Here is an 8,335-nt window from a genome sequence, read left to right as displayed (position 1 = left end):
GCCATCGCCAGCTTTCGCGTATTTCAGCCTTGTGCGGGAAGATGGAAAAAAAGCGTTGCGCCCGGCCCTCATTGCTGACCAGAGTGCCGTCTGATTCTGCCATCGTGGCGGCGGGGAGCATGAGACTGGCCTTTGCGGTGGTCGCATTCGCGATATGGTCGAGAACGATGACGCGGGCAGCAACGTCGAGAAAGGCCTCCGCTTTGCTTGCCGGCAGACGACGATAGAGATCGTTCTCCAGCACGATTACTTTTTGATCACTTGCGGCAAGAGCCAGAGCTTCGTCGAGCGGGCGCGCCCCAAGCAGCGCCAGTCCGAAGCTGTTGCATTCGGGAGCAATCAAACTGAGCTGTGCCGGCACACCGGAATCGCAGAGCGCTTTCGCCACGTTGGCTGCAGCTTCTATTACTCCGGTGCTGCGGCAACTCGGACCGGCGACGATCAACGGCCGTTTTGCGCTTTTCAATGCATCAGCAATAGTGTGCGCCAATTGCAGCGTTTCATCAGACAACTCGGGGACATCCGGCGCGCTTTGATCGATCTCATACGCAATGGCAAAGCCCAGTCGGGCGACATCATCTGGTGCGGCGCGATATGTTTGCGTGGCAATGTCGTCCAGGCGCGTAGCAAAGGGTGCGGCGATGAACAGCGGTCCCTTCTGCTTCTGCACGACTTCTCGAACCGCATCGTCCATCCACAGCGGGATGCGAAGCCTTCTGGCGATCTCCATCGGTTGCTCGCGGATAGATTGGTGCAGGCTCAACGCCATGCGTGGCGCCGAGTTGGTCACATCCTCGCCCAGGATCAGCGAGGCGTCGGAGTGCTCAATCTCCTTTAGCGAAGGCGAACGTGCGGGACTTCGCTTAAGGATGTCGATCATCGCCGTAATGATTGCCCACTCATTGCTTTCAACTCCGGCAAAGAATCGATCCGGGCCGACGAGTTGCCGCAGCGCGAAGTTGGCTTCAAGGGACGCACGCGGCGATCCGATGCCGATCAACCTGTCCCGGTTGGAGACCAGGTTTTGGAGTTCCCACTCCGCTGTTTCATCGGAAATCTCCTCTCCGTCGAGCTGTGGCGTGCGGATCCTCTCCGGACTATTGACGAATTCATAGCCATAGCGGCCCCGGTCGCAGAGGAAGTAACTGTTTACCTCGCTGTTGAAGCGATTTACAACACGCCGCAGCAAGCCGTAACGCTCGCCCATGGTGATGTTGCAGCCGACGCCGCAATGCCCGCAAATCGAGGGCGCCATGCGCAAGTCCCATTTGCGCGTGTAGTGCTGTTTGAGCGTGCGATCGGTGAAAACACCGGTGGGGCACACCTCCACCAGATTGCCTGCAAATTCGTTTTCGAGCACGCCGTCCTCATTGCGGCCGAAGTAGACTGTGTTATTAATGCTGAAGGCATTCAGGTCGTTTCCGCCGGCATAGTTTCGATAGAAGCGCACGCATCGATAGCACTGGATGCAGCGGTTCATCTCGTGGTTGAGAAACGGACCCAGATCCTGATTCCGGAATGTGCGTTTTTTATACCCCGCTGCACGGCGGTAATCATGTCCTGTCATCACCGTCATGTCCTGCAGATGGCACTCACCGCCCTCATCGCACACCGGGCAATCGTGGGGATGGCTCAGCATCATGCCCTCAATAATCCCCGCCCGGAAAGCCACCGCTTCCGGATCGAGAAGAGAAATTCGCGTATCCGCCGAGGCCGGTGTCATGCACGCCATCACGATCCTGCCGCGTTTGTCCGTTTCATCCTTGAACTGCTTGATCGCGCACTGGCGGCATGCCCCCACTGAGTTCAAAGCCGGATGCCAGCAGAAATACGGCAGATCGAGGCCGAGCGAAAGACAGACATGCAGAAGGTTCTTCTGCGGATCGGCTTCGTGGGGTTTACCGTCAATGTAGATCGTGCCCATCAGGCTCTCCAGGGACACCGCTGCTCGCGGATGTGTCGCTCGAAATCGTCGTGAAAGTATTTCAACGCACTCTGTAGCGGCTCTGCCGCGCCGGGCGCCAAAGCGCAAAAGGTGTTTCCGGGCGCAAGGAATTTCGTTTGAAACTGCAGCTTCTCAAGATCGTCCGGCCTTCCGCGTCCTTCCTCCATCTCCGCCAGAACTTGTTTCGCCCAGTTCAGACCGCTCCAGCACGGCGTGCACCACCCGCATGATTCCTGCGCAAAGAACGAGATCAGGTTCGAGGTCATCCCCACCGGGCAGGTGTGATCGTCGAGGACAATCATGGTTCCGGTTCCGAGGCGGCTTCCGACCTTCTGCACTTCGATGAAATCCATGGAAGTGTCGAGATGCTCTTCGACCAGAAAGTCAGTCGATGCGCCGCCCGGAAGCACTCCGCGAAAGCGCATGCCGTCGCGCATGCCGCCGGCGTGTTCTTCGAGGATTTCGCGCAGCGGCGTGCCCATCGGCAATTCCCATAGGCCAGGCCGCTTCACTTTACCGCTGGCGCCATAGATCTTGGTGCCGGGATCCCTGCCACGGCTCAGTCCCTGATACCAGTCGAAGCCTTTTGCGATGATGTGCGGAACGTTCACCAGGGTCTCAACATTGTTGATGATGGTCGGTTTGCCCCAGAGGCCGGCTACAGGTGGAAAAGGCGGTTTCGAGCGCGGGTTGGCTCGCTTGCCCTCGAGTGCATTGAGTAAAGCGGTCTCTTCGCCGCACATGTAGCGGCCTGCGCTGATGTGAAGAACCATTTCCAGGGAAAAATCGGATTTGAGAATCTTCTTTCCCAGATACCCCGCGGCATAGGCTTCGGCAATCGCTTTGGCCAATCGCTCCTGCGCCAATTTGTATTCGCCCCGGATGAAGATGAAAGCCACGTCCGCCTGGATCGAGTAGGCGGCCAGGATCAGTCCTTCAATCAACTGGTGAGGATTACCTTCCATCAGGTAGCGATCCTTGAAAGTACCGGGCTCCATTTCGTCGGCATTGGCAACCACGTACTTGTGGTGTGGCGCGTCAGTGCCCATGGGAACAAAGCTCCACTTCATTCCAGTGGAGAAGCCCGCTCCGCCGCGGCCACGCAGGCCTGATTTTTTCACTTCTTCCTGTACGGTCTGAGGCGTCATTTCATGCAGAGCCTTGCGCAGTCCCTCGTAGCCACCCGCCTGCTCATAGCCGCGCAGGCTGAGCGCCTGGCCGTCGAGCGGGATCGCTTCCGTCAATGGTTTCTCTTGCGTCACAGCTACTTGTAAGCCTCCAGCACGCGGTCGATCCGATCCGCGTTGAGATCGGTGTGCAGTTCGTTATCCACCAGCATCGCCGGGGCGTGATCACATGCCCCAAGGCAAACGATCGGCAACAACGTGAACCGGTTGTCGGGCGTGGTCTCTCCGAATTGAATTCCCAATCGCGAGATTAAGTGTTCGCGCATACGTTCGTAGCCCATGATCCAGCAGCTCACGCTGTTGCAGAGCATTACCACGTGCCGTCCCACCGGCTTGCGGAATATCAGGTTGTAGAACGTGGCCACGCCGTCGAGATCGGCAGGCGACATCTCAAGCAGTTCGCCGATATCGCGGATGCTTTCGTCGGAGACCCATCCCCGGTGGCGCTGCACGATCTTCATGGCATCGATGCACACGGCTTGCCTGGTGGGGTAGCGGGTCAACTCCGTTTCTATCTCCTGCCGTTCTTCAACCGTCAACATGTGTTTCCTTTCCTCATCGGTCCACGTCCGCCAGCACAAAATCCATTGCGCCCAGGATGGCGAACAGATCCGGGATCATCCGGCCGCGGACCAGCAACGGCAACATCTGCATGTGCGCAAACGATGGCGTCCGGATACGAGTCCGGTACGAAGTCGTGCTGCCATCGCTCACCAGGTAGTAGCCGTTGTTCCCTTTTGTGGCCTCGATCGCCCCAAGCGCCTCGCCCGGCGGAATCATTGGTCCCCAGCTCACGCCTAGAAAATGCGTGATCAGGGTTTCGATATCGTGCATGGTCCGTTCCTTGAGAGGCGGGCAAGCGAGCGGTTGCAGCGACTTATAAGTTCCTTCCGGCATGTTGTTCACGCACTGTTCGATGATCCGTAGGCTCTGGCGCATCTCCTCGACGCGCACCGCTCCGCGGTCGTAGCAGTCACCATGGCTTCCTGTGGGGACGTCGAATTCAAACTGCTCATAGCCGGAATAGGGTTGCTTCTTGCGGAAGTCCCACTCGAACCCGCAGGCGCGTAAGCCAGGTCCTGTGACGCCCCATTCGATTGCCTCCTCTGTCGTGAAGGTGCCCACGCCCTTGGTCCGGCTCTTGAAAATCCGATTCCGCATCACCTGCTTGTCGTACTCAGCCAGGCGCGGCGGCAGATACTTCAAGAAGTCTCGAATCAGGGTCTCCCACCCCCTTGGTAAATCCTGCGCCACACCGCCGATGCGGAACCAGTTGGGGTGCATGCGTGCTCCGCAGATGGCTTCGATGATGCCGAAGGCACGCTCCCGATCGTTGAAGGTATAGAAGACTGGGGAGAGCTGTCCCAGATCCTGGGCAAAGGTTCCATACCAGACAAGATGACTGATGATCCGGAACAACTCTGCCAGCATCACGCGGATGACTTGTGCCCGCGGCGGCACGACAATCCCCGCTAGTTTCTCTACCGCCATCAGATACGCCATGTTGTTCATCACACCGCCCAGATAGTCGATCCGGTCAGTGTAGGGAATGTAGGTGTGCCAGGATTGCCGCTCTCCCATCTTTTCTGCACCGCGGTGGTGGAAACCGATTTCCGGTACCGCGTCGACGATTTCCTCGCCATCAAGCTGCAAGACGACGCGCAGCACTCCATGGGTTCCGGGGTGCTGCGGCCCGACGTTGAGGAAGATAAAATCCTCGCCGTCGCGGCTGGGCCGCATGCCCCAGTCCTCGGGCCGAAAACGCATCGCTTCCTGCTCGGCGTCCTGCTTTTCGTCAGGGAGTTGGAATGGACCCATTTCCGTAGCTCTCGCGGGATGGTCTTTGCATAGAGGATGTCCCACCCAGGTCTTCGGCATGAGGATACGTTCCAGGTGCGGATGCCCACGAAAGCGGATCCCAAACATATCCCAGACTTCCCGTTCGTACCAGTTCGCCGCTGGCCAAAGATCGGTACTCGTGTCAATCGGAGGCTGATCCCGCTTGAGCGGCACTTTGATGCGTACGTATTGGTTCCGGTCAAATGACAGCAAGTGGTACACCAACGTGAAATCGCTTGCCGGCGGACCCTCGGGATGAATCCGCATACGCTCGTCGATGGCAGTAAGGTCGTAGAGCATCCGATACGGCTGATCGACTTCCTCTTTCAGATAAACGAGTGCATCGTGAGCGCTCTCGCGAGCGATCCAGAAGGTGAGAATTTCGTCTGCGGTGGTTTGAAGCGTGACTGCGGTTGCGCCAAGCTTCTGCTGCAACCCGTCCCCGATAACAGCGGCGGGGATAGACTTGGCGTCGGTTTCGGTAGAGGCAGTCATGATGTTCAGATTTCGTCGATCGATCGAAGGTTTGTAGCGCGCTGGCGCTGCGCCCGATGGATATCCCGCTCGGAAGGTAGCGGAGGCCGTGTTGTTTCTTGCGGGCCCACCACCCAACTCAACGGCCGCCGCTCCGTCCCGACCGCCTTTTGCAGCAGCAACAGTCCCTGCTCAAAAGCGTCGGGGCGCGGAGGGCAACCCGGCACGTACACATCGACAGGCAGAAACTTGTCCACACCCTGTACCACGCTATAGATGTCATACATGCCGCCCGAATTGGCGCAGGAACCCATGGAAATTATCCAGCGAGGCTCCATCATCTGTTCGTAAAGCCGCAGAATGACAGGCGCCATCTTGATGAACACTGTGCCTGCGACCACCATCAGGTCAGCCTCCCGGGGCGTCCCGCGTATCACTTCCGCGCCGAAGCGGGCGATATCGTATTTGCTGGTCAGGCTGGTGGCCATCTCTACGTAGCAGCATGAAAGTCCGAAGTTAAATGGCCAGATAGAATTCTTTCGCCCCCAGCCCAGCAGGTCCTGGAGGCGGGAGAAGACCACGCTCCGCCGGACGGCATTCTCATTGGGATCATCGCCAGGGCGTACGAGTTCTGCGAGGGAGTTTCGTTGAACCAGTGGAGATGGCATCAGGGCTTCTCCTTTGCGGGAGGCCTCGCTGGGTACCAGTCAAGCGCTCCGGTGCGCCAGAGATATGCGAGCGTTGCTGTCAGAACCCCGATGAAGATAAGAACTTCTCTGTAGCCGGCCCAACCAAGTTCGCGGCCCACAACTGCCCAGAGAAAGATGAAGACAGCTTCAAGGTCGAATACGACAAAGAACATCGCGAGCAGATAGAACTTGACCGATAAGCGCACATGCACGGAACCTTCGGAAACAATGCCCGACTCAAATGGCGACCCGGTTGCCGGTTCCGTATGCCGTTGCCCCAGAACATACGACAACGACAGCATGGTGACGACGATCAGAATTACCGCTGCAAAGTAAACAGCCAAAGGCCATATCGTCATTATTTTACTTTCGACACCCTGTTATCACGCCGGCACAGAAAATTCAGCAGGCGGCAGGCGCGCGCTCATTTTCGAAAACCATCACGAAACTTCTCTGGCCGAGAGCGGATTCCACTCCCAGGCGATGGTAAACATGCCGTGCCTGCACAAGATACGACTTTTGTCATAGGCCTTCGATTGACGGCATGATAACAATTCGACCAGTACATTTTGCGGTCGTATGGGTTTGACCGCGTGCCTTTCGCGACGCGGTCATCACCATGAATATCTGACTCCTGAGTGTGGACATGAATCCGCGCATGAGTGAACTCGACTTACGACACACAACTGCATTACTGTTCCGCAAAGCCGATAACATTGAGGTCGTAATCGCAGACCTATCGGCACACGTGCTATACACGCCCACTTCCAACGTTCCCGCCAAACATAAGGTTGCGCCCTGCGACTTTCCGGTGCGAGATCCTGCGCGCGCGTATGGGTATTTGGTCGTCAAGAACACTCTAACTTTTGTCCTGGCCTCCTAAAAGCGGGCTACAACCTATAGCAAGAGTCTCAACTATCTTTGGAGAACTCCTATGAAAAAGCTATCGTTATCCGTCGCAATGTTTATGCTGAGTGTTGGCGTCTTGTTCGCACAAGGCAAGGTCCACGCCAGGGCCTTCACCGGTGCAATTATGGATAGTCAGTGTGCATCCATGGGAAATCACGACGCCGGTTATAAGATGACCGGTACAACAACCCCAAAAGATTGCACGCTTGCCTGCGTAAAATCCGGGGGCCAGTTTGTTCTCTACAATGCGGCCAGGAAATCGACCTACAAACTCGATAATCAGACGAAACCAAGAGACTTTGCAGGGGAAAACGTGAAGGTTATTGGGACCTATAACAGCAGCACAAAGACCATTCACGTAGAGAAGATTGAAGCCGCCCAATAACTCCCCTGGGAGAATCTTTCGATGCGACACAGAGGCGGGCTGGCCGCTGCAGTCATCATTCTGGCGGTTCTTTTCGTAGCAGCATTTGGCGTCGCCCATGCGAACATCAGTGCACTGCCGGAGCCAGGCGCCTTTGAGACTACCCTTGCAATGAAGGCGAGGGACTGGTACATCCGCAGGGCCACTCGTGGCGTGTTGCCTCCTGCGCCAACCAAGACCGCGGCCAGTATAGCTACTGGCCGCACACTCTTCGGAATGGATTGTGCATCGTGTCATGGACAAAATGGTCGCACACCGGCTCCTATCGGCAAGGCGATGTATCCACGCGTATCGAGCCTCGGGTCCCACGAAGTACAGCAAATGTCCGACCGGGAACTCTTCTGGGTCATCAAGAACGGTATCCGTTTAAGCGGGATGCCAGGGTTTGCGCATATTGATAATGACGAACAAATCTGGCAGTTGACGTATTACGTGCACAGTCTGGACGTACACACTACGGTCAAACCAGGGAAAATGTATCCCGGAGCTACATCACTCAAGCCGACGCGACAGACAGGGACCGGCGACCTTGAATGAAATTGCACAGGACATAGCATCTCTGGTTTTGCTCTAAGAACAGACCATGAATACTCCACATGGAAAGAAGTGGCATGGCTGCTCCATGCATTCCGATGAAACTTCAAACTACACCGAACAGGAGGTATCTTATGCCCTGGGATAACATCAGGCTCGTAGGCTCGGAAACAATTGCGGAACGCACCATGGCCTTCCATTTTACCCGGCCGTCTGGCTTCGATTTTCGGGCCGGCCAGGCAATCGATATCACGCTCATCCATCCACCGGAGACAGACTCGGAAGGAAATACGCGGGGCTTCTCGATTGCCAGCCCACCCTTTGAAGATGGGCT

9 protein-coding genes are annotated in these 8,335 nt (G+C 56.8%); 3 read left to right on the top strand and 6 right to left on the bottom strand.

The genetic code is table 11. The features are described 5' to 3' along the window. The 6 genes from nuoG to VMU57_RS00035 form a co-directional block, all read right to left on the bottom strand. The coding region (gene nuoG / locus VMU57_RS00060) for an NADH-quinone oxidoreductase subunit NuoG (protein WP_325379508.1) at nucleotides 1–1,924 on the bottom strand (1,924 nt) is incomplete at its 3' end. Beyond that, the gene (gene nuoF / locus VMU57_RS00055; RefSeq protein WP_325379506.1) at nucleotides 1,924–3,189 is read right to left on the bottom strand and encodes an NADH-quinone oxidoreductase subunit NuoF; all 1,266 of its coding nucleotides are present in this window, start codon (nucleotides 3,187–3,189) and stop codon (nucleotides 1,924–1,926) included. The genes nuoG and nuoF, both read right to left, overlap by 1 nt. Before the next feature lie 20 nt (nucleotides 3,190–3,209). Then, entirely contained in the window at nucleotides 3,210–3,674 is a 465-nt protein-coding gene (gene nuoE / locus VMU57_RS00050) for an NADH-quinone oxidoreductase subunit NuoE (protein ID WP_325379504.1), read from the bottom strand. Nucleotides 3,675–3,687: 13 nt separating this feature from the next. Further along, nucleotides 3,688–5,466, bottom strand: a complete 1,779-nt coding sequence (gene nuoC / locus VMU57_RS00045; protein WP_325379502.1) for an NADH-quinone oxidoreductase subunit C/D — start codon at nucleotides 5,464–5,466, stop codon at nucleotides 3,688–3,690. A gap of 5 nt (nucleotides 5,467–5,471) precedes the next feature. Further along, the gene (locus tag VMU57_RS00040; RefSeq protein ID WP_325379501.1) at nucleotides 5,472–6,113 is read right to left on the bottom strand and encodes an NADH-quinone oxidoreductase subunit B family protein; all 642 of its coding nucleotides are present in this window, start codon (nucleotides 6,111–6,113) and stop codon (nucleotides 5,472–5,474) included. Then, nucleotides 6,113–6,493 carry an NADH-quinone oxidoreductase subunit A gene (locus VMU57_RS00035; protein WP_325379499.1) on the bottom strand — a complete coding sequence of 127 codons (381 nt, stop codon included), beginning with the start codon at nucleotides 6,491–6,493 and terminating at the stop codon, nucleotides 6,113–6,115. Before VMU57_RS00035 ends, VMU57_RS00040 begins: the two co-directional genes overlap by 1 nt. 575 nt (nucleotides 6,494–7,068) lie before the next feature. Here VMU57_RS00035 and VMU57_RS00030 point away from each other — a divergent pair. The 3 genes from VMU57_RS00030 to VMU57_RS00020 form a co-directional block, all read left to right on the top strand. Next, entirely contained in the window at nucleotides 7,069–7,428 is a 360-nt protein-coding gene (locus tag VMU57_RS00030) for a DUF5818 domain-containing protein (protein ID WP_325379497.1), read from the top strand. A 21-nt stretch (nucleotides 7,429–7,449) separates the two neighbouring features. Beyond that, nucleotides 7,450–8,004: a cytochrome c gene (locus tag VMU57_RS00025; RefSeq protein ID WP_325379495.1), complete on the top strand. Its 555-nt coding sequence runs from the start codon at nucleotides 7,450–7,452 to the stop codon at nucleotides 8,002–8,004. Between the two features lie 131 nt (nucleotides 8,005–8,135). Beyond that, the coding region (locus VMU57_RS00020; protein ID WP_325379493.1) for a hypothetical protein at nucleotides 8,136–8,335 on the top strand (200 nt) is incomplete at its 3' end.

This window comes from Edaphobacter sp., from assembly GCF_035532915.1.
In the GTDB taxonomy this organism is placed as follows: domain Bacteria; phylum Acidobacteriota; class Terriglobia; order Terriglobales; family Acidobacteriaceae; genus Edaphobacter.
This window is presented reverse-complemented; position numbering and strand designations above follow the sequence as displayed.

Bases quoted from the DNA above. Each gene is read 5' to 3' on its own strand.
- nuoE (WP_325379504.1), bottom strand. From the start codon at position 3,674: ATGTTGACGGTTGAAGAACGGCAGGAGATAGAAACGGAGTTGACCCGC.
- VMU57_RS00040 (WP_325379501.1), bottom strand. From the start codon at position 6,113: ATGCCATCTCCACTGGTTCAACGAAACTCCCTCGCAGAACTCGTACGC.
- VMU57_RS00035 (WP_325379499.1), bottom strand. From the start codon at position 6,493: ATGACGATATGGCCTTTGGCTGTTTACTTTGCAGCGGTAATTCTGATC.
- VMU57_RS00025 (WP_325379495.1), top strand. From the start codon at position 7,450: ATGCGACACAGAGGCGGGCTGGCCGCTGCAGTCATCATTCTGGCGGTT.
- VMU57_RS00030 (WP_325379497.1), top strand. From the start codon at position 7,069: ATGAAAAAGCTATCGTTATCCGTCGCAATGTTTATGCTGAGTGTTGGC.
- nuoC (WP_325379502.1), bottom strand. From the start codon at position 5,466: ATGACTGCCTCTACCGAAACCGACGCCAAGTCTATCCCCGCCGCTGTT.